The organism is Aquabacter sp. DMC10 (assembly GCF_056314145.1).
Genome location: NZ_JBQUYX010000009.1, coordinates 251148 through 277216 on the forward strand (window position 1 = coordinate 251148; position 26069 = coordinate 277216).

The 26069-nt window shown below is 66.7% G+C and carries 17 protein-coding genes and 1 CRISPR repeat array; of the genes, 10 read left to right on the forward strand and 7 right to left on the reverse strand.

What is annotated here, in order from left to right:
• The first annotated feature begins 136 nt into the window (after window positions 1–136).
• Window positions 137–1459, forward strand: a complete 1323-nt coding sequence (gene tcuC, locus ACT54L_RS22330; RefSeq protein ID WP_476087859.1) for a tricarballylate/proton symporter TcuC — start codon at window positions 137–139, stop codon at window positions 1457–1459.
• A gap of 200 nt (window positions 1460–1659) precedes the next feature.
• Here the strand turns inward: tcuC and ACT54L_RS22335 are convergent, their stop codons facing one another.
• The gene (locus tag ACT54L_RS22335) at window positions 1660–2331 is read right to left on the reverse strand and encodes a GntR family transcriptional regulator (protein ID WP_476087860.1); all 672 of its coding nucleotides are present in this window, start codon (window positions 2329–2331) and stop codon (window positions 1660–1662) included.
• Between the two features lie 162 nt (window positions 2332–2493).
• Here ACT54L_RS22335 and ACT54L_RS22340 point away from each other — a divergent pair, with 162 nt between their 5' ends.
• The 5 genes from ACT54L_RS22340 to ACT54L_RS22360 all read left to right on the forward strand — a co-directional run bounded on the left by ACT54L_RS22340 (window position 2494) and on the right by ACT54L_RS22360 (window position 13492).
• The gene (locus ACT54L_RS22340) at window positions 2494–3375 is read left to right on the forward strand and encodes a fumarylacetoacetate hydrolase family protein (RefSeq protein WP_476087862.1); all 882 of its coding nucleotides are present in this window, start codon (window positions 2494–2496) and stop codon (window positions 3373–3375) included.
• A gap of 34 nt (window positions 3376–3409) precedes the next feature.
• Window positions 3410–4246 (forward strand): polysaccharide deacetylase family protein, encoded by an 837-nt coding sequence (locus ACT54L_RS22345; protein ID WP_476087863.1) that lies wholly within the window; start codon window positions 3410–3412, stop codon window positions 4244–4246.
• Between the two features lie 110 nt (window positions 4247–4356).
• The gene (locus ACT54L_RS22350) at window positions 4357–5304 is read left to right on the forward strand and encodes an amidohydrolase family protein (RefSeq protein WP_476087864.1); all 948 of its coding nucleotides are present in this window, start codon (window positions 4357–4359) and stop codon (window positions 5302–5304) included.
• Window positions 5305–5388: 84 nt separating this feature from the next.
• Complete coding sequence (locus ACT54L_RS22355) at window positions 5389–6771, forward strand: MFS transporter (RefSeq protein ID WP_476087866.1); 1383 nt, start codon at window positions 5389–5391, stop codon at window positions 6769–6771.
• A 153-nt stretch (window positions 6772–6924) separates the two neighbouring features.
• Window positions 6925–7807: direct repeats of the CRISPR family, unit length 29 nt; unit sequence CTGTTCCCCGCATGCGCGGGGATGAACCG.
• 474 nt (window positions 7808–8281) lie between these two features.
• Window positions 8282–13492, forward strand: a complete 5211-nt coding sequence (locus ACT54L_RS22360) for an autotransporter domain-containing protein (protein WP_476087867.1) — start codon at window positions 8282–8284, stop codon at window positions 13490–13492.
• Window positions 13493–13741: 249 nt separating this feature from the next.
• Here the strand turns inward: ACT54L_RS22360 and ACT54L_RS22365 are convergent, their stop codons facing one another.
• From ACT54L_RS22365 to ACT54L_RS22390, 6 genes are read right to left on the reverse strand one after another with little or no spacing between them, the layout of a single operon-like run.
• Window positions 13742–14572, reverse strand: coding sequence for an ABC transporter permease (locus ACT54L_RS22365; RefSeq protein ID WP_476087868.1), 831 nt, complete (start codon window positions 14570–14572; stop codon window positions 13742–13744).
• Window positions 14573–14580: 8 nt separating this feature from the next.
• Complete coding sequence (locus tag ACT54L_RS22370) at window positions 14581–15609, reverse strand: extracellular solute-binding protein (RefSeq protein ID WP_476087869.1); 1029 nt, start codon at window positions 15607–15609, stop codon at window positions 14581–14583.
• Window positions 15610–15642: 33 nt separating this feature from the next.
• Complete coding sequence (locus ACT54L_RS22375) at window positions 15643–16695, reverse strand: ABC transporter ATP-binding protein (RefSeq protein ID WP_476087870.1); 1053 nt, start codon at window positions 16693–16695, stop codon at window positions 15643–15645.
• Between the two features lie 20 nt (window positions 16696–16715).
• Window positions 16716–17462 (reverse strand): ABC transporter permease, encoded by a 747-nt coding sequence (locus ACT54L_RS22380; protein WP_476087922.1) that lies wholly within the window; start codon window positions 17460–17462, stop codon window positions 16716–16718.
• Between the two features lie 50 nt (window positions 17463–17512).
• Window positions 17513–18046, reverse strand: a complete 534-nt coding sequence (locus ACT54L_RS22385) for a GAF domain-containing protein (RefSeq protein ID WP_476087871.1) — start codon at window positions 18044–18046, stop codon at window positions 17513–17515.
• Window positions 18043–19914: a CocE/NonD family hydrolase gene (locus ACT54L_RS22390; RefSeq protein ID WP_476087872.1), complete on the reverse strand. Its 1872-nt coding sequence runs from the start codon at window positions 19912–19914 to the stop codon at window positions 18043–18045. The genes ACT54L_RS22385 and ACT54L_RS22390 overlap by 4 nt, the downstream gene beginning before the upstream one ends.
• Before the next feature lie 150 nt (window positions 19915–20064).
• On the opposite strand from ACT54L_RS22390, the gene ACT54L_RS22395 reads away from it, so the two are divergent.
• From ACT54L_RS22395 to ACT54L_RS22410, 4 genes are all read left to right on the forward strand, one after another.
• On the forward strand, window positions 20065–20949 hold the full coding sequence (locus ACT54L_RS22395) for a LysR family transcriptional regulator (RefSeq protein WP_476087873.1): 885 nt from the start codon (window positions 20065–20067) through the stop codon (window positions 20947–20949).
• Between the two features lie 514 nt (window positions 20950–21463).
• The gene (locus ACT54L_RS22400) at window positions 21464–22753 is read left to right on the forward strand and encodes a virulence-associated E family protein (protein WP_476087874.1); all 1290 of its coding nucleotides are present in this window, start codon (window positions 21464–21466) and stop codon (window positions 22751–22753) included.
• Window positions 22754–23147: 394 nt separating this feature from the next.
• Complete coding sequence (locus ACT54L_RS22405) at window positions 23148–23681, forward strand: hypothetical protein (protein WP_476087875.1); 534 nt, start codon at window positions 23148–23150, stop codon at window positions 23679–23681.
• Window positions 23674–25521 (forward strand): phage terminase large subunit family protein, encoded by a 1848-nt coding sequence (locus ACT54L_RS22410; RefSeq protein WP_476087876.1) that lies wholly within the window; start codon window positions 23674–23676, stop codon window positions 25519–25521. The genes ACT54L_RS22405 and ACT54L_RS22410 overlap by 8 nt, the downstream gene beginning before the upstream one ends.
• Window positions 25522–26069 lie beyond the last annotated feature (548 nt).

The window sequence follows — 26069 nt, forward strand, 5'->3', positions numbered from 1 at the left end:
GGGTCCCGAGGATGCCGTCATGCACCGGCCGCGCGGACCTTTGCCAGAAGCCCGCCTGCCCCGACGGTTCCGATTGAAGCAACAACAAGCAGCGCAGGGCAGCCGCAGGCTGCTGCGCCGGGACGGGAGAAGACGTATGGCCGGGCCATCGGCAGCCGCCGTGCAATCCAGCGCGACCGCAGACACCCCCACGATCAAGTCACGGACCGCCGCCATCCTGCGGTCCACCAGTGGCAACTTCCTCGAACAGTTCGATTTCTTCCTGTTCGGCTTCTATGCCACGTCCATTTCCAAGGCCTTCTTCCCCACGGGGAATGAGGTCACTGAGCTGCTGCTCACCTTCACCACCTTCTGGCTTGGCGCCCTCATGCGCCCGGTGGGCGCCATCGTGCTCGGCGCCTATCTCGACCATATCGGCCGGCGCAAGGGCCTGATCGTGACGCTGGCCATCATGGCCGCCGGCACCGTGCTGATCGCGGTCTGCCCCACCTATGCGCAGATCGGCCTCGCAGCCCCCCTCATCGTGCTGTTCGGGCGCTTGTTGCAGGGCTTCTCGGCGGGCGTGGAGCTGGGCGGCGTCTCGATTTACCTGTTCGAGATCGCGACGCCCGGCAACAAGGGCTTCTACACCTCGTTCCAGTCGGCGAGCCAGCAGGTGGCCATCTTCTTCGCCGCCATCATCGGCTTCTCGCTGAGCCAGCTGATGCCGGCCCAGACCATTGCCGACTGGGGCTGGCGCATTCCCTTCTTCATCGGCTGCGCCATCATCCCCTTCATCTTCCTGATCCGCCGCACGCTGGAGGAGACCCCGGAGTTCCTCAAGCAGAAGAAGCCGCCCACCCAGAGCGAAGTGTTCGCGGCGATGCTTGCCAATTGGCGCATCGTGGTGCTCGGCATGATGCTGACGGCCATGACCACGGTGACCTTCTACTTCATCACCGTCTACACCCCCACCTTCGGCAAGAACGTGCTGAAGCTGTCCATTACCGACAGCCTGCTGGTCACGCTGATGGTGGCGACCACCAACTTCATCTGGCTTCCCATCGGCGGGGCCATTTCGGACCGTGTGGGCCGGCGGCCGGTGCTGCTGACCATTGCCATGCTGGCGCTGGTGACGGCTTATCCGGCCCTGGCCTGGCTGGTGGTGGAGCCCACCTTCAACAAGATGCTGATGGTGGAGCTGTGGTTCTCCATGTGCTTCGGCGTCTATAACGGCGCCATGGTCGCCGCCTTGTCGGAAGAAGTGCCGGCGCATGTGCGCACCACCTGCTTCTCGCTGGCCTTTGCCCTGGCGGCGGCCCTGTTCGGCACCTTCACGCCGCTGGTGTCCACCTGGCTGATTGACCAGACCGGCAATCGCGCCGCACCCGGCTTCTGGCTCATGGCGGCTGCCGCCTCCGGCCTCGTGGCGACGGTGCTGATCTATCGCCGCCGCGGCTCGGGGTCCGCACACAGCTAAAGCAGGCGGGGAGGCGCCCATTTCCCCGGTCGCCTCCCCCTCCCCCGCATTTTCAAACGCGCCAGCCCCAGGTGAAGGCGCCCGTCTTCACCTCGTCCGTGGCCTATTCCGCCCTGATGGCGGGAGAGCCCCTTGGGGCCGTCCCTCTCATCCCTTGACGCATGCGGGGATGTGGCAGAGGTGTTTGACTGCGCCCCGCCCTACATGCCGCTCTGGCGGAGCGCCGCGCGCACCAGGCGCGCGGTGAGCCGGAAGTGCTCCATCAGCAGCTCCACCGCCTCGTTCTCGCGCCGCGCAATGGCGGCTTGCGCGATGGCGCGGTGCTCCTCCTGCTCATTGCGTCCCGAGCGCGGAACGGCGCGGGAGGCGTGCCGGTAGCGTTCCGCCGCGATATAGAGCTGGGTGCAGAAATCATTGATCCAGGACGAGCCGGAGGCGGCCACCAGCGCCGCGTGAAAGGCCCCATGGGCCTGCTCCCAGGCGGGATTGCGCTCGGTGGCATCTTCGGAAAGATAGCGCGGGATCTTGTCCAGCCGTTGGAGCGCTGAGGCCACGCCCTCCTCCCAGGCCAGGCCGCCGCTGCGGATGGAATTGCGCAGCCCCACCTCATTGGCCCAGCAGCGGGCCAGGATGAGCTCGTCGAGATCTTCGAGCGTGACAGCGTGCACGCGAAAGCCGCGCTGATCCCGGTGGTCGAGCAGCCCCTCGCTGGCCAGGCGGTTCAAGGCCTCCCGCACTGGGCTGGCGCCGATGCCATATTGTTCGCAGATATTGCGGATCTTGAGCTTCTCGCCCGGCTTGATCGCGCCGCTGATGATATCGCTCCGCAGCCGTCCATAGGCCTCGCTGGCCAGGGTTGCGCTTTTCGTCATCACCTGCGCCGACGCTCCATTTTACCGCTCCAAATCTGGATGATGAACCGGGCCACGTAAAGCCCGTTTGGTCGACATTGCTGCGCTGCATCATTAAAAAAACGATATTTTTGTTGACCGACTCCGAAATTAGATATTTTTTCTGACCAAGGAGACTGACGCATGAAACTCGTGACCTTCCTTCGCAAGCCGTCCCCCGCGCCGCGCCTGGGCGTGGTGCGCGACGACGCCGTGGTCGACCTGACGGCGACCGGGCAGCCCCAGTTCGAGAGCATGCTGGCTCTGATCCGCGCCGGTGCCCTCGAAGAGGCGCGCGCAGTCGCGGAAGCCGGTCGCACCGGCGGCGACCTCGTGCCGCTTGCAGAGGTCACGCTGCTGGCGCCGATCCCGCGCCCGGCCAAGAACGTCTTCTGCGTGGGCCGCAATTATGTCGACCACGTCACCGAGGGCTATAAGGCGCGCGGCCTGGAGCTGAAGCTGCCGGAGTTTCCCCAATTCTTCAGCAAGCCGCCGACCAGCGTCATCGCCACCGGCGACACCATCCCGCTTCACGAGGGTATCACGGCGCTCCTGGACTATGAGGTCGAGCTCGCCCTCGTTATCGGCCGGACCGGCCGGGACATTCCCGCCGCGGACTGGCGCAGCTACGTGTTCGGCTACACCGTCCTGAACGACGTCACCGGCCGCGACCTGCAGAGGCGCCACGACCAGTGGTTCAAGGGCAAGGGCCTGGATGGCAGTTGCCCCATCGGCCCCTGGATCGTCACCGACGACGCCGTCGCCGATCCCCAGAAGCTCGACATCTGGCTGGAGGTGAATGGCGAACGCCGCCAGTCCGCCAACACCGCCCAGATGATCTTCGACCTGCCGCGCATCATCGAGGATCTGTCGCGCGGCATGACGCTGGAAGCCGGCGACATCATCGCCACCGGCACGCCCTCCGGCGTCGGCTATGCCATGACGCCCCCCCAGCGCCTGCAGCGGGGCGATGTGGTCACCTGCCACGTGGAAGGCATCGGAACGCTCGAAAACCGTGTCGGCTGACCGTGACCTGCCCCTCTGAAAGAAGGCGTGCCGAATGACTGCCCTCGCCCCCACCCCTGCCGCCTGGCCCCTCGACCGTCCCCTCGCCCTTTCGGTGAGCGTGATGCTGGAAGCCTGGACCGATGATTCCGCCCCCGGCATCGGCCCCATGGGCAATCCGCTGAAAGCCGGCGTGCTCGACCTGCAGGGGCGCTCCTGGGCGGACTATGCGCCAAAGGTCGGCACCTGGCGCATCCTGGATGCGCTGGCCGCCGCCAATGTGAAGGCCGTGTTCTATGTCAGCGGCATCCTGGCCGAGCGCTACCCGGACCTGATGAAGGCCATCGTCGACGCCGGCCACGACATCGCCGCCCATGCCTGGGCGCAAAACATCGTGCCAGCCTATCAGAGCGAGGCGGAGGAACGGGCGGACCTCCTGCGCTGCATTTCGGTCCTCGAGGCGACGTCGGGACGGCGTCCGGCGGGCTGGATCAGCCCGCGCTGCACGCCGAGCGCGGTGACCTCTGCCCTCCTGGCGGAACAGGGCTTTGCCTGGCACGCGGACATCTTCGACACCGACGTGCCCTATCGCCTGGAAACGCCGCGCGGCAGCCTCGTCGGCGTCCCGTTCACCATGGAGGTGAACGACATGCCGCTCTACATCCGCTATGGCAACGAACCGCGCGCCTTCAGCCAGATCCTCGAGCGGCTGCTCGCCCACTGGCCGGACGCCCACAAGCGCCCCTGCTGCCTCGACATCACGGTGCACGCCCATGTGTTCGGGCGGCCCTACGGGATCATCGAGCTGGTCGAATCTCTTCGCCTCGCCCGGCAGTACGAGGGCCTGGCGCGGCTGACCACCCACGCGGAACTCGCCGCCCTCTGCGCCTGACCCTGGCCTCTCCCGGCGCCGGCTGCCGGCGGAAGGCCGGCGCAGGACATGGCGGGGGCGGGACATGGCAGGGGCGCATCCGACACGCATTCCAGCACAGGAGGCTGACGATGACTGCGCCAGGTCCGATCGTGGCCATCGAGGAACATTATCTCGATGGCGAGGTGGAGGCGATCACCGGCGGCACCGGCGGCCGCCTCGCCACCCGCATGCGGGACCTGTGGGCCGAGCGCCTGCGGGAAATGGACGCGGCGGGCGTGGACATGCAGGTCCTCTCCCACGCGCCGCCGGGATTGCAGAAGGTCCCGGCAGCCATCGCGGCCGATCTGGCGCGGCGCGTCAATGACCGTCTGGCCGAACAGGTGGCGGCCCATCCCACCCGCTTCGCCGCATTCGCCGCACTGCCCACGGCGGTGCCCGAGGCGGCGGCGCGCGAGTTGGAGCGCGCGGTGCGCGACCTCGGCTTCAAGGGCGCCATGATCCATGGGCCCACTGACGGCCAGTTCCTGGACGAGGACCGCTTCTGGCCGATCCTGGAACGGGCGGAGGCCTTGGACGTGCCGCTTTATCTCCACCCGGCCCTGCCCATGGCTGCGGTCCGGGAGGCCTATATGGGCAGGTATGCGCAGAGCCACCCGACCTTCGTCACCGCGGCCTGGGGCTTCACCATCGAGACCGGCACCCATGCCATGCGGCTCGTGCTGTCCGGCGCGCTGGAGGCCTTTCCCCGCCTCCAGTTCATCCTCGGACACCTGGGCGAGGCCATTCCCTTCCTCATGGGGCGCATCGACGAGGCGCTGAGCCGCGACACGCCCACCAAGACGTTCCGCAAGCTGTTTACCGACCATTTCCACGTCACCACCAGCGGCTTCTTCTCCAATGCGGCCCTCGCCTGCTGCATCCAGGAGATGGGCGTGGAGCGTGTCCTGTTCTCCGTCGACTGGCCCTTCGTGGAGAACGCGCCGGGCGTGGAGTGGCTCAGACGGTTCGAGCTCAACGCGCCGGACAAGGCGCGCATTTTCGGCGGCAACGCCACCAGGCTTCTGAAGCTGGCGTGAAGACCGGCACCCCGTGCAGACCCGCCCGGACGCACCGGCGCGGCTGATCGCGCACGCCTATCAAGCCATACCGGGAGGTCAAGAATGACGAACATCCGCATGGGCCAAGCGCCGAGCGGGCACGCGGATGTCATCCGCGATGTGGCCGCGCGCATCGAGCGCCTGCCCTTCTCGCGATGGCATCTGAAGGCGCGCATCCTGATCGGGACCGCGACCTTTTTCGATGCCTTTGACGCGCTCACCATCGCCCAGGTCCTTCCCGTGCTGCGGCCGCTGTGGAACCTGAGCGGGCCGCAGGTGGGGCTCCTGATCTCCACCGGCTATCTGGGCCAGCTGGTCGGCGCGCTGGTGGCCGGCCTGTGCGCCGAGCGCTGGGGCCGCCTGCCGACCATGATCGGCGCCATCTTCATCATGTCGGCCATGAGCCTGGCCTGCGCCTTCGCCAGCGACTACCAAACGCTGCTCGCCTTGCGCACCATCCAGGGCCTCGGCCTCGGCGCGCAGGTGCCCATTGCGGCGGTCTATATCAGCGAGATCGCCAAGGCCCATAAGCGCGGCCGCTTCTTCATCCTGTACGAATGCGTCTTCACCTTCGGCCTGTTCGCCTCCGGGCTCATCGGCTCGGTGGTGGTGCCACACCTGGGCTGGCAGGCCATGTTCTTCATCGGCGTCCTGCCCATCCTGATCGGCGCGAGCCTTGGCTTCCTCCTGCCGGAATCGCCGCGCTGGCTGGCCAGCCGCAACCGCGCCGCCGACGCGCAGGCCGCCATGGCGCGCATCGAGCGGGAGATCGAGGCCTCCACGGGCCAGAAGCTGGCGCCGCCCACCGCTTTTGTTGCGGTGGACCCGCGCAAGTCGTCCTGGCGGGATGTGATCGGCCCCGATTACATCAAGCGCACGGTGGTGGTGTGGGTGATCTGGTTCTCCACCTTCCTCATCACCTATGGCCTGGGCACCTGGCTGCCGACGCTCTACCGCTCGGTCTTCAACCTGCCGCTGGAAACCGCGCTGCGCTTCGGCACGGTGGGCAGCCTGATGCAGCTGGCCGGGGGCCTGACGGCGGGCTTCGTCATCGACCGCATCGGCCGGCGCCGGCTGTTCATGGTGGCCTTCTTCGGCGCGGCCGCGGCGCTGCTGTGCATCTGGATCGTCGGGCTCACCTCTGTGCCCCAGTTCGTGGTGCTGAGCGGCATCGCCTATTATTTCGCCGGCCTGTCGGTGCTCGGCATCTATCTCTACACGCCGGAAATCTACCCCACCCGGGCCCGCGCCATCGGCACCGCGCTGGGCACCGCCTGGCTGCGACTCGCCTCCATGGTGGGACCGCTGATCGTGGGCTTCTTCGTCGCAGACGGCATCGGCACGGTGTTCGTCGTCTTCGCGGCGGCGGCGGTCCTGGCCGGGGTGGTGGTGGCGGCGCTCGCCATCGAGACCACCAACCGGTCGCTGGAAGACATCTCCCGCTGACCGCCGGCCGGCGCGCCCCGCCCGTTTCCTCCCCCGCTTTGCCCCCGGGCAAGGCGGGGGTCTCCCCGCAGGCGGGTCTGTAAGGGCGGCCCGAAAACCGGTAGAGTCAGCGGCCTTAAAATTATCCTTGTCGTTCAAGGCGCTCCAATTGGACTGTTCCCCGCATGCGCGGGGATGAACCGGCCAGCATGAACCCCATGCCCTCAGCGGCCCCCTGTTCCCCGCATGCGCGGGGATGAACCGGTGATGCCACCCACACCCACGTTGAGCAGCAACTGTTCCCCGCATGCGCGGGGATGAACCGGTGAGGGAGCTCTTGAGCCATCGGACCTCGGCCTGTTCCCCGCATGCGCGGGGATGAACCGTATATGGCCAACCTTAGGCATGAGTTTGACACCTGTTCCCCGCATGCGCGGGGATGAACCGTGCCGGGAAATCGCGCGGACGGCCCTTTTGCGCTGTTCCCCGCATGCGCGGGGATGAACCGTATGTTGAGCCTGATGGAAACCCCGGCTTCACCTGTTCCCCGCATGCGCGGGGATGAACCGAGTGAAGGCTTGTGCCATCACCCCTTCCGCCGCTGTTCCCCGCATGCGCGGGGATGAACCGGACGAGATTGCCCAGGGCAGCGGCGCGCCCGACTGTTCCCCGCATGCGCGGGGATGAACCGGCCCGGAAGCGCGCGACGCACTCGGCCGCCGTCTGTTCCCCGCATACGCGGGGATGAACCGAGACACCGGGTGGCACCCCGACAATCCGCACCCTGTTCCCCGCATGCGCGGGGATGAACCGTCGCTCAGGAACGCGCTTTCGGCGTTCTCCAGCTGTTCCCCGCATGCGCGGGGATGAACCGGGTGTGAACCTGCAGGTGGTGACCAACGGCGCCTGTTCCCCGCATGCGCGGGGATGAACCGTCAAGAAGCGGGCAGCCACCGCCGGCGTGGTTCTGTTCCCCGCATGCGCGGGGATGAACCGGCGTCGTCACTCGCGCCGATCAGATGCACGTCCTGTTCCCCGCATGCGCGGGGATGAACCGAGGTCGGATGCCCTTTGGCTCCCTGAGGCGTTCTGTTCCCCGCATGCGCGGGTCCCCCCAGGCCCGAGCCTTCGGACTACAAGGGGAGCCAGCCCCTCTGCCCCCGTCCGGCACGACGGGGCAGTGCCCGGGTTCGCGAGCGATCGGCCGCCCCGCCCAGCATAACAGCCGGATCACCAGTCTGAAGCGGCCCTCCCGCCTTGCTCCCTTCTCTCCGAGGGCGTGCGGATGGTCCCGCGCGGCCGGAAATCCCTGCCGCAGGGCTGCATCACCTCAATGATGCATTTTTGTCACAAACCACAATCCCAGCCTGCACCCAAGGGAAACTCGGTTGCAGGGCGGACCGGCGCCATGCAACGTTGCTGGACTGTGCCATAATTATGGCCAGATGATTAACGCGTGGGCACGTCCACCGCGCGACAAGAACAGCGACAAGAACAAACGCCGCCGACGTGCGTGCAGGGGGAGGCCATCATGACGAATGCCAGCGGCAACGCGGCAGGTTCCGCGCGCGCCGAAGGCGCCTCCGGGCGCCGTGATCCCTCGCTCCACCGCCTTCCGTCGCGACGCCGCCGCCTGCTGCTGACATCCGCCCTGACGGCGCCGGCCTCCGCCCTGGCGGGCGTGGCCTTCGCGCTGCTGGCCGCCGACACCGCCGGGGCGACGCCGCTCGGCTGCACGGTGAGCGGCACCACCACCCTGCAGACCTGCGATGCCTCCAGCGTCTCGGTGACCATGACGCCCGGCACGGGCGGGCTGACGGTGGAGGACGTGACCACCGTCTCCGTCGTCTATGCCTCGCCGCAGACCGCCGGGACCTACGACCAGACGGTGAAAATCCTCGGGGCCACCACCCTCAACAATCCAAGCTACAGCGGCTTGGTGATGCAGTTCGGCACCGATACAAGCTCGCCGCCCCAGCGCAACCAGGTGGTGGTGAATGCCACCGTCACCGTCGGCCCCGACGTTGTGGCCACGTCCGGCCCCAGCGGCGGCTTTGGCACCTTGTGGGTGCGCAACGACAATGCCGGCAACGTCGCCATCGACAACGCCGGCACCATCACCCTGAACGCCCCCAACGCCCTGACCGCGGCCATTGACGGGACCACCAATCTGGGGGCCGTGACCCTCACCAATAGCGGCCTCGTGACCTCCAATGGCGGACGCGGCCTCTATGCGGACGGCAATTGCGGCCCGGTGGGGGACGATGGCTGCATCGGCGCGGAGACGCCGGTGACGGTTTCCGTCACCAACACCGCCACCGGCGTCGTGAACGCCACCATGGCCGCCATTCGCGTCATCGACTATCGTGGCCTCTCCACCATCACCAACAATGGCTCGGTGCGTTCCACCCTGTTCCAGGGCCTTGTCACCTGGTCCAAGACGGGCGATTCCACCATCAACAATACCGGCAGCGTGACGTCCAACACGGACAATGCCGTCTATGCCTCGACCGACAACGGCAAGGCGACCGTCACCAATAGCGGCACCGTCACGGCGACCGGTGACCCGACCTATGATGCCGCGCGTGCCGCCGTCCGGGACCCTGCGGGCTATGCCGGCCTGCTCGGCTCCGCCTATACCACCGGCGACATTGCCATCACCAACGAGACCACAGGGATTGTCACTGCCAACCGCGACGCGGCCATCCGGGCGGAGACGCCGCAGGGCAATGTCACGGTGGTCAATCATGGCCAGCTGAGCGGCTTGTCCGGCATCGTGGTGGAGAGCGGTCTGGCCACCCACCATACCGGTGCCACCGTCGCCAGCGTGAACGGCAATGCCACCGTGACCAATACCGGCACGGTCACCGCCAGCGGTTACGCCGTCTCGCTGAATGCCACCACAAATACGCTGACCAATTCCGGCTCCCTCACCTCCACCGGCACGGTGGCCGTGCTGACCGGCAACGGCAACACCACCATCACCAACACCGGCAGCATTGCCGCGGCGTCCGAGAGCGACACAGCCATCAGCATGGGCTCGGGCTCCAACACGCTGCTCATCTCCGATACCGCGACAATCGTCGGCAAGGTCACCAATGCCAGCAGCAACAACACGCTGGGACTGATCGGCACGGGAAGCGGCGCGCTCAACCTGGGCACGGTGGGCGCCAGCGGCAAGTACCAGGGCTTTGCCAATCTCACCAAGGCCGGTTCCGGCACCTGGACGGTCTCCGGCAGCGGCAGCAGCCTGTCCGGCGCCCTGGATGTGCAGGAAGGCACGCTGGCGCTCACGGGAAGCCTGTCGGTGGCCACCGCCACCGTCGGCAGTGCCTCGCCCGCCACCCTCGCCCTTTCCGGCGGCGGCAGTCTCACCAGCGCCAATGCCACCGTGGGCGGGCCGGCCGGCGGCGCCGGCACCGTCACGCTCAGCGGAACCGGGACGAACTGGACCAACACCTCGGAACTCGGCATCGGCTATGATGGTGGCACCGGGTCCATCACGGTGTCCGACGGCGCGTCCCTCGCCACGGGGCGCCTGGCCCTATCCACCGCCACCTGGCAGAGCGGCAGCGGCGGCGATGGCACGCTCACCGTCACCGGAGCGGGAAGCTCCTGGCACAACACCGGCGGCGTGGACATCGCGCGCACTGCGGGCGGCACGGGCTCGCTCACCATCTCCGGCGGCGCCTTCGCCTCCATCGTCAATATCGGCATCTATACGGGCGCGGGATCGCAGATCACCTTCACCGGCGCCGGCACCCATGTGGAGATCGGCGATCCCAACAACACCGCATCGGCCGCCTGGCTCAGTCCGACCGGCGGAACGGTGACGGTGTCGGATCAGGCCTATCTGTTCGCCAGCGGCATTTATGTGGGGGCGGGCGGAAGCAACCTGACCACCATGACCATCACCGGCGCCGGCACCGTAGTGGATTCCGCCGAGCGCATCTATGTGGGCGGCCAGAATGGCGTCCGCGACGTGGACCCCATGAACGGCAATGGCCAGCTGACCATTTCCGAGGGAGCTGTCGTCACCACCGCCACGGTGGGCGTCGGCATGGACCCCAAGTCCGTGGGCCGTCTCACCGTGACCGGCGCGGGAACCCAGCTCTGGGCCAAGGCGAACCCGGATTACGAAGCCCCCGGCAATTTCTACGTGGGCTATAATGGCACCGCGACCGTCATCGTCGCCAATGGCGCCAGCATCAAGGCCGACAACGAAATCCGCATCGGCTATGACACCAGGGGCTCAGGCACCCTGGTCATCGGCGCGGAGAGCGGCTCCACGGCCGCCGCGGCCGGAGCGGTCACCACGCCCCGCATCGTGTTCGGTTCTGCGGGCGGCCGGATCGTGCTCAATCACACCGCCAGCGATTATGTGTTGTCCGCCGACATTTCCGGCAATGGCGCGCTCGACGTGCAGGCGGGCGCCACCTATCTCACCGGCACCAACACCTACACCCAGGGCACCAGCATTGCCGCGGGCAGCGGGCTCGCCGTGGGCAATGGCGGCACCACCGGGTCGATCACCGGCAACGTGGCCAATGATGGCGTGCTGGCCTTCTATCGTTCCGACAACACCACGTTCGGCGGCATCATTTCCGGCACCGGCATCGTGGGGAAGATCGGCGCGGGCACCTTGACCCTGACAGGAGCCAACACCTATTCCGGCGGCACCCTTGTGGCCGGTGGCGCGATCTCCATTGCGGCCGATGCCGCGCTCGGCGCGGTGAGCGGCGCCTTGACGCTCCAGGGCGGCACCCTTGCCACCACCGCCGACATCGCCACCGCGCGCAATGTGTCGCTCGGCACCGGCGGCGGCACAATGCAGGTGGGGGGTGAGACGACCCTGACCCTGTCCGGGGTCATTTCCGGCACCAATGCCCTCACCAAGACGGGCGCGGGCACCCTCGTGCTGACCGGCACCAATAGCTATACGGGCCTGACCACCATCTCCGAAGGGGTTCTCCAGCTCGGCAATGGCGGCACCACCGGCTCCATCCTGGGGGATGTGGTCAATAACGCCACCTTGATCTTCAACCGCTCGGACACCTACACCTTCAACGGCTCCATCAGCGGCGCCGGCGCGGTCCTGTTCCAGGGTGGCGGCACGGTGCAATTCTCCTCGCCCTATCAGGGGGCGGTGACGGTGGAAAATTCCAAGGTGACGCTCGAAAGCGGCGTAACCACCTCGTCGGTCTTCACGGTGGACTCGGGCGGCACGCTGAGCGGCTCGGGCACCATTGGCGGCATCGTTGCCAATTCCGGGGCCACCATCTCGCCCGGCTATTCGCCCGGCACCCTGGCGGTGGCGGGGCCGGTCGCCTTCAATTCCGGCGCCACCTACCAGGTGGACGTGACCCCCCAGGGCGCCCACGACCTCATCACGGCCACCGGGCCGGTCACCATCTCGTCCGACGCCGGCGTGGCCGTGCGGGCGGCAGGCGGCATCTACCGGGCGCAAACCACCTACGCCATCCTGACCAGCACCGACCAGGTGACGGGCACCTTCGGCGCCTTGACGTCGGACTATGCCTTCCTCACCCCGACCCTTGGCTATGACGCACGCAACGTCTACCTGACGCTGACCTATAACGGCCTCAACTTCACCGACTTCGCCCAGACGCCGAACCAGCTGGCGGTGGCCGCGGCGGCGGAGGTCCTGCCGATCGGCAGCACGGTGTGGGAGAGCCTCGTCACCTTGCCGGCGGGGGCGGTGGCGCCCGCCCTGAACCAGCTCTCCGGCGAGGCCTATGCTTCGGTCAACACGGTGATCCAGCAGGAAGCCATCTTCCTGCGGGACGCGGTGAACGCCCGTCTGCGGCAGGGGCTCACCCCATTGGGCGCGCAGGCGCTGGGCTATGCGGCCAATGCCGCCGGACCCGCCACCGCCTCGCTCGGGGAGGGCCTCACCCCCACCTTGTGGATGCAGGGCTATGGCGCCTGGGGCAATGTCTCCGGCAATAGCAATGCGGCCAGCATCTCCTCCTCCATCGGCGGCTTCCTGGCGGGCCTCGACGTGGCGGCGAGCAGCAACAGCCGGGTGGGCTTGGTGGCCGGCTACAGCTTGTCGCAATTCGATGTGGATGCCCGCAACTCCACGGGCTCCATCGGCAATTTCGACCTCGGCCTTTATGCCGGCACCCAGCTCGGACCCTGGGCCTTGCGCGGCGGCGTATCCTATACGTGGCACGACGTCTCGCTCAGCCGCTCCATTGTGTTCCCCGGCTTTTCGGGCAGCACGTCGGGCGGCTATACCCAGGGCACGACGCAGGTGTTCGGCGAGGCCGCCTATGACTTCGCGGTGGGCGCCTATGCGTTGGAGCCGTTCCTGGGCCTTGCCTATGTGAACCTGTCGGGCGCCAGCACGCAGGAAGCCTATACGACGGCAGCCGCGCTCAATGTGGACGTGCAGGGGCAGAGCACCTTCTACACCACGCTGGGCGTGCGGGCGGCCACCAGCCTGACGGTCATGGGGCGGACCCTCACGCCCTCGGTGACGGTGGGCTGGCAGCATGCGTTCGGCGACACGTCGTCCATCGCGAACATGACGTTCGCCGGCACCACGACCCCGTTCCAGGTGGAAGGCGTGCCGATCGCGCAGGATTCGGCCATTCTGGGCGCCGGGTTCGCCTATGCGCTGTCGAACCAGGCCACCTTCCAGGTGAATTATGCCGGCCAGATCGCCGCGCAGGCGAGCCAGAATGCCGTCACGGCGCAGTTTTCGCTGAAGTTCTGATCCGGGGGCGGGCAATCGCCCGCTCCCCTAAGGACCGTCTACCGCCCGATGGGCTCGCGGCATCCGGGAGCCCATCCTGGGAGAGGGCGGCCGTCGGGGCAGGCGTGTGCCTGACCCGGCCCGGCGCGGGCCGCGCTGTTCAGGGGGGGTTCACCCGCGCGCAGGCGATTGAGCAGCGTCCCTGCGTCTGACGTGCCGCGGGCGGGGCGTCGACCGCTCGCCCCCCGCTCGCGCCCCTTCCGAAGGGACCTATGACGTCTTGTATTTGCGGGCCAGTGCCGCGCTTCCAATCAGCGTCATCATGAGCGTCACCGCCAGCAGGATGAATGCCAGCGCAGCGCCGAACGGCCAGTTGCTGACACGGTTGAACTGGTCGTAGACGGCGGGCGCCATCATCTGGAATTGCGGCCCTCCGAGCAGAACCGGCGTGGCATAGGCATTCATGCTCAGGATGAACACGAGCACGCTGCCCGCAATGACGCCAGGCATGGCCAATGGCAGGACCACGCGGCGAAACACGGTGAGCGGGCGGGCCCCCAGATTGGCAGCCACCTCCTCGGTCTGGCGCGGAATGCCTTCGATCACGGCCGAGAGGGTCAGAACCATGTAAGGCAGGACGATGCCGATGATGCCGATGACCACCGCGCCGGGGGTGTATAGGAGCTTCAGGGGCGCCGAGGTGAGCCCGCTCCCCTGAAGCATCGCATTGATGAGGCCGTCGTTTCCCAGCAGCGCGATCCAGCCCGCCGAGCGGACCACATTGCCGACCAGCAGCGGGAACATGGTGAGGATGGTCACCATGCTCTTGAGCTTGCTCTCCATCCGCGACAGCCAGTAGGCCGCCGGGAACGCAAGGACGACGGTGACCGCCGTGCAGAAGACGGCGACGCCCAACGTGGTCAGCAGGACGCGCTGATAATAGGGGTCCGCGACGGCGCGCAGATAGTTCTGGGCCGTCAGGGCCTCGACCATCAGCGCGGCCGCGTCATAGTGGTTCAGCGAGATGCGGGCCATCATCAGCATCGGCGCGACAAGGAGCAGGCAGACGAGCAGCCCCGCGGGGAAGATGAAGATGGCCATGTCGCGCCTCAGCCCTTGAACTCTTTGTTCCAGAAGTCGAGCAACGCGGCTTGCTGCTTGGCAAGATAGGCGAAATCCGGCGTCCAGAGCCGCGCGCGCTCCGCCTCCGAGAAGTTGATCTGCTTGTCCAGGTCCGGCGGGAGCGGTGCATCCGTGACCGTCGGCAGATAGCCCATCTTGGCAGCGAAGGCGGTCTGGGCCGAAGGCTCGAGCATGGCGTTGAGATACTTGAAGGCGTCTTCCTTGTTGCGGGCATTGCGCGGCACCGCAGCCTCATAAATGGTCGGGAAAGCCCCTTCCTCGGCAATCACATGGCCCAGCGGAATGCCGGTCTGCTTCCACATATAGCCGCGTGCCGCGGCAATGATGGTGAACCAGATCTCCTCCGACTTCAGCGCCGCGGCGACAGCCTCCGTGGAGGCCAGGACCTTCACATCCAGGGACCGCCATTCCATGAGCTTCTTCTTGGCTGGCTCGAAATTGCTCATGGAGCCGCCGCCGGCGATGGCGGCAAAGGCGGTGTTGGTGGTGAACAGGAAGTCGGACAGGCCAACCTTGCCACGATACTTGGGGTCCCAGAGATCCTGGATCGACTTCGGCGGCGTGGGCACGCGGCTGGTGTTGTAGACGATGGTGTGGGCCGAATAGATGTGCGGGATCGAGCTCGGCTTGGTCAGGAAGGGCAGCACCTTGGCGGTGCGCGGGACCACCTGGGGCGAGATGTCTTCGAGCACATTGAGCTGGGCCGCGGCGAACATGTCGAAGTCGGCGAGGCAGGCCACATCCATGCTGCCGCGCCGGTTCTGGCGCTCGGCGAGCAGTTTGGTGCGACGTGGGACCGGGCCGGAAATGTCCTGGAGAACCTCGATGCCCATCGGCTTCATGAGGGGACCATCGATGCTCTCGCGCAACAGGTCGCCATAGTCGCCGCCCCATGTCCCCACAACGACCTGGGCGCTTTGCGCCCGCGCCATGCAGGGCAGCAGGACGGCCGCTGACGCGGCCCCGATAAATCCGCGACGGGTAAGTGCGGTCATGATCTTATCCCTTCTGGTTCGGTCTTGTTCTCTTCAGGCAGGGATCAGACGCGCGGCGGCGGGATCCCAATTCACACGCACCGTGTCCCCGGTCTTGACCTGGCGCAGGGCATCGCCGGCGGCAGGGGTCGCACGGATGGCCGTGAGCGCGACGCCGTCCAGTTCGAGCCGATATTCGGTCTGCGCGCCCAGATAGAGGATCCCTGAGATCCGCGCGGGAAGCCCCGCGGCATCGGGGGCCGCGTGGACCGCGATGCGCTCCGGACGCAGCGCCAGCACACTGGCCTTGGCGGGCACAGCCGTGACATTGCACGGCAGCAGGCTGCCCCCTGCGCTGCGCAGGGCCTCGCCCTCGATGGTGCCGGCGATGATGTTGCAGCGCCCCACGAAGTCCGCGACGAAGGCGTCCGCCGGGCGTTCGTACAGCTCCTCGGCGGTGCCGATCTGCCGCACGCGCCCGCTTTCCATCACCACCAGGCGGTCCGACATGGTCAGCGCCTCCTCCTGGTCATGCGTCACCATCAAGGTGGTGAGGCCGAGACGCTGCTGGAGGGCACGGATCTCGGCGCGCACATCGGCGCGCAGCTTGGCGTCCAGGTTGGACAGGGGCTCGTCCAGCAGGAACACGGCGGGGTTGATGACCAGCGCACGGGCCAGCGCCACGCGCTGCTGCTGCCCGCCGGAGAGCTGGCGCGGCATGCGATCGGCCAGATGATCCAGCCGCACCAGCCTGAGGGCTTCGGCGATGCGCCGATCGCGCTCGGCGCGGCCGACCTTCCGCATCTCCAGGCCGAACCCCACATTGTCGGCGACGCTCATATGGGGAAAAAGCGCGTAGGACTGGAAGACCATGCCGGTCTGGCGCGCATAGGGCGCGGTGCGCGTCACGTCCTGGCCGGCAATGACCACACGGCCGGCGGTGGGCTCGATGAATCCGGCGACCATCCGCAGCGTCGTGGTCTTGCCGCAGCCGGAGGGGCCGAGCAGGGAGACCAGCTCGCCTTCCGCGACCGAAATGTCCACGCGCTCCACCGCGACGGCCGATCCATATTCCTTTCGGAGCCCCTCGAGAAGGAGCGTGCCCATGGTGTTTCCTCCTCGAAGGGTCAGACGACCCGGGACAGCTTGACGAAGCGGTCGGTGATGAGCATCAGCGCGGCGACGATGAGGATCTGCACCGTCGCCACCGCGGCAAGGGTCGGATCCATGCGGAATTCCAGATAGTTGAGCATAGCCACCGGCAGCGTCGTCTTGCCGGGTCCCACCAGGAGGAGCGTCAGTTCGAGGCTCTCGAAGCTCTGGATGAAGGAGAACATGGTGGCCGCGACAATGCCCGGCCTCAGCATGGGCAAGGTCACGCGGCGGAAGACGGTCCAGGGACGCGCGCCAAGATTGGCCGCAGCTTCCTCGGCGGCGGTGTCCAGGCCCTGAAGGCTGGCGGTCACCACGCGCACCGTCCACGGAATGGTCAGCAGCACATGCGCGCCGATGAGGCCCGGCAGGGTGCCCACGATGTCGCGGTCCAACCCGTTTTCCAGCTTGAGATAGAAGAGGTACAGCGCCGTGCCGGCGACGATCCCGGGGACCGCCAGAGGGCCAAGCAGCAGCGTGTTGATCGCCGACTTGGCAACGATGGTGCTGCGCGCCAGAGCCAGGGCTGCCGCCGTCCCCAGGGGCACGCCGATGGCCGTGGCGATCAGCGCCACCTGGAGGCTGACAAGAAAGCCATTGGCGAATTCCCGGCGCTGCCAGGCGTTGAGATACCAGCGAAACGTCAGGCCGCTCGGCGGGAACGAAACGATCTCGTCGCGGAAAAAGCTGGTCATGACCACCATGACCACGGGCGCGAGCATCAGCCCATAGGCAAGCACCACCAGGGAGCGATAGGCAAGACGGCGCGCGGTCAAGGCGGGTCCCTCCCTGCGGGCTGTGCTGCGAGAAGAAAGGCTGGCACGACCAATTGGGCCATGGCCTCCACCATCGGCAGATGCCCGTCATGGAAATGCCCGGCTTCATGGAGCAGGTTGATCTGGCCGAGGACCTGCCCGTTCCAGCGCACCGGCATGTTGAGGATGCTTCCACAGCCCAGCGCAAAGATCTTCTCGTGGTCGGGAAAATCCCGTGCAATGTCGCTGGCATCCCGGCCGATATAGGGCATGCCGGAGGTCAACACGCGGCGCATGGTGGGGGCATCGTCCAGGGCTTTCGACCCTCTGGCCGGGAACCGATCCGGCGCGCTGCTATAGAGCCGGTCGGCGACCCCGTCCGCCGGGCGATAGAGCAAGGCGGTGAACAGATTGTGGCCCACGGTTTCGGCGAGCATGCGGTCCAGCATGCCGAGGCCGGCCTCGGGCTGGCCCGCCGCAGCCAGCCCCTGCGCCAGCGCCAGGAGCGAGGCCAGCGGATCGCCGCATCGGTGGGGGCTGCCAGGGGTCATGAGGTGGTTCCGCCGCTGGCAATGAGCGGAAGGTGCAGCGCCGACGCATGCTCGCCGCCAAACGCCACGGTGAGGAGCGGCGGCCGGCCGTGCGGCACCTGCCCGCAATGATCGGCGTCGGCGCCGGCAAGGGACAGGCGGATCCGGCTGCCGGCGGCGAAACGCCAGCCGACGGGCAGCAGGGGAATGCGGATGCGCTCGAAACGGCCGGGCACCAGCGGCGCCGCATCGGCCCGAGAGAAGGTCCGGAACGGCCAGGTGGTGCGATAGGTATCTGGCGCCGGCGCCTCCTTCCGGTGCAGGGCGCGCAGCAGCCCCTCGGTCACATAGCGCTCGGTGCCATCCGCCTCGATCTCGCTGAGATAGAGAAACAGCGCCGCATCCGGTTCGCTGGAAGCGATCCAGAGGTCGGCAATGCCATGCCCTGCAAGCTCCATGGCCTGAGGCAGAGGCGCCGACATGTAGCTGAGCATGCGGTCCGTGCGCCCTTGCCAGTCCGAATAATAGACCCGGCTGTCGACGCCCGCGATGCGCTCATAGCGGGTTTGCTGGCCCGTGCCGACGGTAAAGTCGACCTTGTAGTGGTCCGTGCCCGCCTGCACGCTCCCTTGCGCGTTCCCCTGCACGCCGGCCGCATCAAGGGCGTGGCCTGCGGCCAGGAACAGGGGGTGCAGCTCCTCCACCGGCGGCCAGGTCGCGGACGCGCGCCACTCCTGCGCGTGAAGGGCGTAATAATGGATCGGGGCCTCGGCTTTAAGACCGGTCTCCCAGCCCAGAAGATAGGTATCAAAGAAGCGCAGGATCTCGCCCAGGAGAGGGAAGTCCGCGGCCTCCGATGTCCGCCAGGGGGAGATGTCGATGCGCGCGCCGTGGTCCCAGGGGCCGATCAGGAGGTGGTGCGGATTGTCCTTCAAGGTCAGGAAGCGGGAGATGGCGCCGTTCATGTAGCCCGCGCCGTCGCACCAGCCGGACACCGAGAGGATGGCGACATCGCGCCGAACGCCCGCCGACACCGCATAGGGACTGAACGAGCCGGAGCTGAAGGACGGGTCGTAGGGCAGACCTTCTTCGCGGAACTTGAACTCCGCCATGAAATCCGTCTGGCGGAAATTCGCCAGATGCTCCTGGATGGCCGCCCGCACCAGGCTGCCGTCGGTGTCCTCGTCCACCGGCTGGGGGCCTTGGAAGTCGGGATTGTTGAAATAGGAGAAGTTCTGGAGGACGTCGCGCCGGTCATGGTCCAGGCCGACCAGGAGGTCATCATAGATGGCCGTCAGCGAAGTGACCTGGATGCCGCCGGGGAAATAATTGTCCGTATAGGTGTCCCACACCGAAAACAGCGGCGCGATGGCCTTGACTGCGGGGTGGCCGGTGCTGGCCAGGAAGTCCGAGGCGGCGCCGAGATAAGAGATTCCGGTCGCCCCGATGATGCCATTGGACCAGGGCTGGGCCACGATCCAATCGGCGATGTCCCGGCTGTCCTCCCGCTCCCGGGGGGACCGGAAGCTGTCGCGGGTGCCGAAGCTGGCACCGGTGCCGCGCACATCCACCACCACCACCGCATAGCCGCGCGGCACAAAGAAGTCGCGGAACTTGCCGCTGTTGGGATTGACCTCCCCCGTCCCGCCCGGCCGCAGCTTGAAGCGGCGATAATAAGGGGTGAACAGGACGATGGTGGCGAACGAGGTTTGTGCCGCCGCGCTGTCGATGGCCTCGGGCAAATAGACATCAACGGCAAGGCGGCAGCCATCGCGCATCGTGACGTAGCAGGACGTGGGCTCGGCCAAGCAGAAGGCGACCGGCCGGCGCGCGACATAGTCGCCAGGGGCAATGTGCCAGGCAGGGTCCGTCTCTTTGTCCGCGATCATGGCTCGTCTCACATGCCCATCCATTGGGCGCCTGTCTGTTCTGCAAACAAACATTGCAATCAACATGCGTCAAATGCGTAATTTGTCGTGTAAAGTGCGAAAGACGCATATGGGGAGAGAGACTTGCCCAACCAGCGTGGCTTGGAGGCCTTGAGAGCGTTCGTTGAGACTGGGTCGGTGTCGCGGGCGGCCGAGCGCCTGGGGCGGACCCAGCCGCAAGTGGGGCGGCTGCTCAGCGCCCTGGAGCAGGAACTGGGCTTCGCGCTTTTCGGGCGTGACAGCCGTCCCCTGACGCTGACGCGGGAGGGGCGCGAATTCTACGCGCAGGCGGAGCGGGTCCTGCTGGGCCATGATGGGCTACAGCGTTTCGCGGCGCAGATGTGCCGCGGCAGCCGCGACCATCTGCGAATCCTCACCGCCCCTTTCATTGCCCATGCCATGGTCGCCGATGCGGTGGCCACCATTGCCGAGCGGCGCCCGAGCTTCACCGCCTCGATCGAATCCCGGGTGCGCCTGGACATAGAAACGTGGGTCGGGCAGGAAACCTTCGATCTCGGCATCACCATCCTGCCGCTCTCCCATGCGGCCTTCGAGACCGAGGAATTCCTGCGCGTGGAAGCCATGGTCGCCATGCGTCCAGATCACCCGCTCGCGGCGCAACAGGTGGTGACGTTCGACCAGTTCGTCGCCGAGGAAGTGGTGGTCACGCATCCCCGCTCGATCCTGCGGCAACATCTTGAGCGCCTGAGCCGGGCAGCGGGAAAGCCCCTCAATGTCAGGTTCGAGGCCACCAACGGCGTCATTGCCTGTCAGCTGACCGGGCGGGGCCTGGGCTGCTGCCTGGCAGATCCGTTCGTCGCCCGTTCCAGCGGCGTCCCCGACCTGGTGCTGCGCCCCTTCAAGCCCGCCTTCCCCCTGCAATATGGCTTCCTGCATCCCACCTGGCAGTCACGTTCGCCCATGGTGGTTGAATTGTCTTCCGAGATCAGCAGGGTGGCGAAATCCCAGTCGGAGGCCTTCCTCTCCGCCGTCTAGGTGGCATCCCATCGCACCGGAAACACTGAAGCCCGCCGCATGGGGGCCAGTTGATTTGCAGATCGCGGCCCCGCACGCGCTTCGCCCGCGCAGGAGCTGATAGAATTTCACGTCCCGCAAGGGGAGTAATGCCGGAGCAGGACGCAGCCCCCTTCGCTTTGCCTTACAGGCCTTCGCGCCCCGCCGCGGACCGACGCACGAAAGCCCGCGAACGCCAACAGATGCGGTGCGTGGGCAAGGACGTGAAGTCCTAGCGGCCGCCTCGCCGTCGCGAGAAAAGATCATCAGCGGGCTGGGGCAATCACTTCGCTCCGGTAGGGCGGGAGCTTGCAGATCAACACCTTAGAAGGGCGATGGTGCCCAGGGCCGAGGCTCAAAATGCACCGACCTTCAAGGAGATAGAGCATCGGTGGGACGGTAAATCGGCCACTGACGCTCAAGGCTTTTCCGATGGGGCCTTCCCACCGGAAAGGAAAGCGGATTGACAGAGCCTCCGAGGGCCACGGGCGCCCATATGGTCGCGGAGATCATACAGAAGGCGCAGGCGACCCCGCCGGTTGCGCCCGCGCCCAGGCCCAATCACACCCGCAAATCGGACTGGCGTCACGAGTGGCATGAAGATCACCGGGGCATGCCGATTGCGAACCTTGCCAACGCACTGCACGCCCTGCGGTGCGACCCGGCTCTCTGCGACCTGCTGGCCTTCGATCTGATGCGAAGCGCGGCCGTTCTCAATAGGCCGGTTCCCCCATCGGGTGACCCCTTTGCCCTTCCGGACGACGACTTCCAGCCGCGCCCGGTGTGCGACAATGACCTGAGCAAAATCCAAGAATACTTGCAGAACGCGGGCCTGCGGCGGCTTGGGCGAGACACGACGCATCAAGCGGTGGAGGCCCGCGCGAATGAGCGCGCCTTCCATCCTGTCCGCGACTGGCTCGAAGACCTAACGTGGGACGGCACGCCCCGCCTTTGCTCGTGGCTGCATGTCTATCTCGGCTGCAATGACGGCCTCTACGAGTCGCAGATCGGCACCATGACAATCATCGCCATGGTGGCCCGTGTCTTCGATCCGGGCTGCAAGGCCGATTACATGCTTGTCCTGGAGGGGGAACAGGGCGCCATGAAGTCCACTGTCTGCCGCATCCTCGGTGGGCAGTGGTTCTCCGACAACATGCCTCCGGTGACCTCTGGCAAAGAGGCGAGCCTTCACTTGCGGGGCAAATGGCTGATCGAGATCGCCGAGCTATCCGCGATCAGCCGCGCCGTGAATGAGGATCTGAAGGCCTTCATCACGCGCCCCACCGAGATGTTCCGCCCGCCCTACGGCCGGACTGAGGTGGAGTTGCCCAGGCAGTGCGTGTTCATCGGCACCACCAACAAGTCAGAGTATCTCCGGGACGAGACCGGCGGCCGGCGCTATTGGCCCGTCTCGGTCGGTCGGATCAATCCGGACGCCTTGCAGCGGGACCGCGAGCAATTGTTCGCCGAGGCCCTGCACCTCTATCGAGAGGGGCGGCGCTGGTGGCCTTCTGCCGACTTCGAGCGCGAGCATATCAAGCCGCAGCAAGAGGACCGCTTCCAGGGCGATGCGTGGGAGGAGACCATAGCGCCATGGCTCAAGGGCCAAACCCGCGTGACGGTGGGCCAGGTGGCATCTCAGGCCCTTTTCATCGAGACAGCGAAGGTCACCCGCGCGGACCAACTGCGGATCATCTCCTGTCTGGAGCGCTTGGGCTTCACAAAGGGTAAGCGCGGAACCGGTGGCATCCGCTGGTACGTGCGGGCGGGGGAGGAAAACCAATGAGCCGCCGCCAACGGTCCCCGTCGAGTGACACAGTGACGGATGAGGACGCTTGCCCCTATATAATCCCCCTATGTGTGTGCGCGCGCACACGCATTTCCCAATATAGAAACTACCGTCTCCATTCGTCACTGTGTCACTCACCCTTGCCCAGCCAAGGGGAGGACATGACACTCCCCGACATCCTTTCATCTCTCGCCGAGCAGGTGCGTAGGCTTTCGCCATCGCATCGAGACCCGCACGCATTCCACGAGGCGAAGTCCGAGATCGAAGCGGCCTTGCACGAGCTTGCGAGGGTCCTCCCCGCCACGAACGTATACGGGCAGCTTGAGCGCAGGGGTGCGTTAGACGGGGGGCGTTTGAGGCCTAAAATGCCTGACTTGAGAAAGGCTTGAGCATGCAGAACGCGCATGGCTTCGGCCTCTTTTCCGATCCTGTCCGCCCGGCGGAAACCCTCTCCAAGAAAGGCTTTGCCGAGCTGATCGGCGTTTCGCCTGGCCGCGTGTCCCAGCTCATTGCCGCCGGCCTTCCGCTGGAGCCCAATGGGCGCGTGCATGTGGAGCGGGGGAAGGCGTGGGTGGCGGAGAATGTGGACCCGAACCGCCGCCGCGCCTCGCTGGAAGACCGGGCGCCGGCGCCCCTCCAGTCGCCGCGTGCCGCTCGTGAGGTGGCAGAGGCGGAAATTGCTCGGCTGAAGGCGGAACGCCTCGGCGGCCATCTGGTGGACCGTGCGGCGGTGCTGCGCACGGTGGAGAGCCGCGCACGGGCCGAACGGGACGCCTGGATTGGCTGGGTGAACCGGGCCGCCCCCGAGCTGGCCTCGGCGACCGGCGCGGACCTCGCGCCCGTCATCGCCACGCTGGATCGCCTGGTGCGCGACCAGCTCGTCATGCTCGCCTCGCTGCCATTGGGAGACCTCGACCGTGATTGACCTCGCCAGCCTCACCGCCGAGCTGGTGGACGCCGCATGGCGCGCCGGCCTGGAACCCGAGCCGCAACTCACCGTCACCGAGTGGGCGGACAAGCACCGCATTCTGCCGGGCACAAACGCCGAGCCAGGGCGCTGGCGCACGGCGCGGGTGCCCTACCTCGGCGAGATCATGGATTGCCTCTCGGTGGCCTCGCCTACCGAACGCGTGGTGCTCATGAAGGGCGCACAGACCGGCGGCACCGAGGCGGGGCTCAACGCCATCGGCTATTGGATCGCTCACGCGCCGGGGCTGATCCTCGCTGTGTGGCCCTCTATCGACATGGTGCGCCGGAACTCCCGCACGCGCATCGATCCCCTGATCGAGGGGACCCCTGCCCTCAAGGAGAAGATCGCCCCTGCCCGCGCCAAGGAGCCCGGCAACACGGTGGGCTTGAAGGAGTTTCCCGGCGGCGCGCTGGTGATGACCGGCGCTAACTCCGCCGCCGGCCTGCGCTCGACCCCGGCGCGCTACCTGGTGCTTGACGAGGTGGATGCCTTCCCCGCCGACGCGGACGGTGAAGGCGACCCGGTAGCGCTCGCCATCCAACGCACCGTGACCTTCCGGGGACGGCGCAAGGTGTTCCTCATCTCGACGCCCACCGTGGCGGGCCTGTCCCGCATCGAAAAGGCCTATGCCGAAAGCGACCGACGCCGTTACTTCGTGCCCTGCCCGCATTGCGGCACGCATCAGGTGTTGACCTGGCGCGGCGTGACATGGCCGCAGGGAGAGCCCCGCAAGGCGTTCTATAGCTGCGAGGCCTGCGGCGGGGTGATCGAGGAAGCCGACAAGCCCGCATTGCTGGCGGCCGGGGAATGGCGGGCCACTGCCGAAGGCGACGGGCTCACCGCCGGCTTTCACCTGTCCGCCCTCTATTCACCCTTCGAGAGCTGGGGGGAGATCGCCACCGACTTCCTAGCCTCGAAGGATGACCCTTCACGCTTGAAGGCCTGGACAAACCTCAAGCTCGGCGAGCCCTTCGAGGATCGGGACGATTCCGCCATCGAGGCGGCCGGCTTCCTCGCCCGCCTCGAGGACTGGGGCGAGGATCTGCCCGAGCGTGTCGCGGTGCTCACCGCCGGGGTGGACGTGCAAGGGGACCGCCTCGAACTGGAAATCGTCGGTTGGGGCGCGGGCGAGGAATCTTGGTCGCTGGAATACACGGTGCTTTGGGGAAACCCTGCCGAGCCGGAGGTGTGGCGGGCGCTTGACGCCGAGCTGCTGCGCACCTTCCGCCATCCCATCGCGGGCGCCCAGCCCATCCGGGCGGTGGCCATCGATTCGGGCGGCCACCATACACAGACGGTCTATCGCTTCGCGCGGGACAGGGGCGCGCGGCGCGTGTGGGCGATCAAGGGTCGCGCCGGCCCCGGCCTTCCCGTGTGGCCCAAGCGCCCGCCCAGGCCGAAGGATCGGGCGAAGATGATGGCCCCCTTCATCGTCGGCGTGGACTCGGCGAAGGAAGTCATCACTAACCGCCTGCGCCTCACCGCGCCGGGCCCTGGCTATTGCCACTTCCCGACCGGGCGAGACCTCGACTATTTCCGCCAGCTCGGCGCCGAACGCCTGCTTAAGACCTGGCGCCGAGGCGTGCCCATCCGCGAATGGCGGAAGGACCCCGGCGTGCGAAATGAGGCGTTGGATTGCAGGGTCTATGCCTATGCTGCGTTGCAGGGGCTGGCCACGCTGGGGAGATCGATGCCCCCCACGTCCGTGCAACCTCCGCAAGGGCCGGCGGAGGGCCTTCCACTTGGCAAGGCGCACGAGGCCCGCACGGTGAAAAGCCGGTGGATGGAAGGCTGAGGCCCCGCCCCCCGCTTCGCAGGAGCTGAAGGCCGGCCACGTTGAGTTGTGTGATCGATCCCTCGGGGGAGAGATTCAGTCGTCGCTTGACTTACAGCACGGACTTGGTGCATCACTTGTCACAGATAAAAAGAAACCCGGCTCGCAGCCAGCGCGCCGGGTTTTTTCATGGCCGGTTGCCAAGGCGCGTAAGGCCGCTCCCGCAATGAAGACACCAGCGGTGCGCGCCCCTGAGTCGTGTGATCGATCCATCGGAAGAGAGATTCAATCGCCGCTTGACTTGCGGCGGTAATTAGGTTCTTCTCTTGCACAGATAAAAAGGAACCCGGCTCGCTGCCAGCGCGCCGGGTTTTTTAATGGCCGAATGCCAAGGCGCGTAAGTCCGCTCCCGCGATGAAGACACTAGCGGTGTGCGCCTTTGAGTCGTGTGATCGATCCATCGGAAGAGAGATTCAATCGCCGCTTGACTTGCGACGGTAATTAGGTTCTTCTCTTGCACAGATAAAAAGGAACCCGGCTCGCAGTCAGCGCGCCGGGTTTTTTCATGG